Annotated in this window: 1 protein-coding gene; it reads right to left on the bottom strand. The window is 65.0% G+C overall.

Annotated features, from left to right (window positions below; all coding sequences use genetic code 11):
* Positions 1–42 precede the first annotated feature (42 nt).
* Positions 43–1,304, bottom strand: a protein-coding gene (locus tag AWB94_RS01740) for an IS3 family transposase (RefSeq protein ID WP_432443958.1) whose coding sequence is annotated in 2 segments (ribosomal slippage) — positions 43–986 and positions 986–1,304 — 1,263 coding nt in all. Because the reading frame shifts where the segments join, the coding sequence is not laid out codon by codon here.
* Positions 1,305–1,326: the final 22 nt, after the last annotated feature.

Genomic DNA, 1,326 nt, shown 5'->3' with positions numbered 1-1,326 from the left:
TGAGTCGCCCCGGCGAGTCCGGAGACTTCCTGATGTGAGAACTCAGCCGGCGGCTGGTCTCTGTCGTTGAGCGTAGTAGGCGGACTCAAGCTCGGCTGGTGGGATGTCGCCGCAGTATTCGTAGAGCCGGTGGTGGTTAAACCAGTCGACCCACCGGGCGGTGGCCAGCTCAACGTCTTCGATGGTGCGCCAGGGCTTGCGTGGTTTGATCAGTTCGGTCTTGTACAGGCCGTTGATCGTTTCGGCCAGAGCATTGTCATACGAGCTTCCGACCGCTCCGACCGACGGCTGGATACCGGCTTCGGCGAGCCGCTCGGTGAACCGGATCGACGTGTACTGCGAGCCCCTATCAGTGTGGTGGACAACATCTTTGAGATCCATAACGCCTTGTTGGTGGCGGGTCCAGATGGCCTGTTCGATCGCGTCGAGAACCATCGAGGTGGCCATGGTCGCCGCCACCCGCCAGCCCAGGATCCGCCGGGCGTAGGCGTCAGTGACGAACCCGACGTAGGCGAATCCCGACCAGGTCGACACATAGGTCAGATCCGCCACCCACAACCGATCCGGTGCGCGAGGACCGAATCCACGGTTGACCAGGTCGGCCGGCCGGGTGGCCGCGGGATCAGCGATTGTGGTGCGTTTGACCTTGCCGCGGACCGCTCCACGCAGGCCGAGCTCGGCCATCAGCCGCTCGACGGTGCATCGGGCCACCTCAACGCCCTCGCGGTTGAGCGTCAGCCACACCTTGCGGGCCCCGTAGACCCCGTAGTTGGCGGCGTGGATCCGGGCGATCTTCGGTTTGAGGTCCTCGTCGCGGACCTCGCGGCGACTGGGCTGGCGCCCCAAATGCTCGTAGAAGGTAGACGGGGCGATCTGCATGCCGAGCCCGACGAGCTCGGCGCAGATCGACTGGACACCCCACCTCAGACCATCCGGGCCGTCTCGGTGGCCTTGATGCTCGGCGATGAACCGACAGATCAGTGGTGTGGCCGGTCCAGTTCGGCCGCGAAGAAAGCCGACGCCGTCTTCAAAATGGCGTTGGCCCTGCGCAATTCAGCGTTCTCCCGGCGCAGCTTCTTCAACTCCGCCGACTCCTCCGACGTCACACCGAGACGGGCACCGGAATCGACCTGAGCCTGACGGACCCACTTGCGGACCGTCTCGGCCGTGCCGACCCCCAACAACCGGGCGACCTCGGTCATCGCCGCCCACTCCGACTCGTGCTGATCGCTGATCTCGGCGACCATCCGCACCGCCCGCTCACGCAGCTCCGGCGGGTACCTCCTCGACGAACCACCTGACATGACCCCATCCTTCCCAAAAAGG

This window comes from Mycolicibacterium canariasense (assembly GCF_002101555.1).
In the GTDB taxonomy this organism is placed as follows: domain Bacteria; phylum Actinomycetota; class Actinomycetes; order Mycobacteriales; family Mycobacteriaceae; genus Mycobacterium; species Mycobacterium canariasense.
This window is presented reverse-complemented; position numbering and strand designations above follow the sequence as displayed.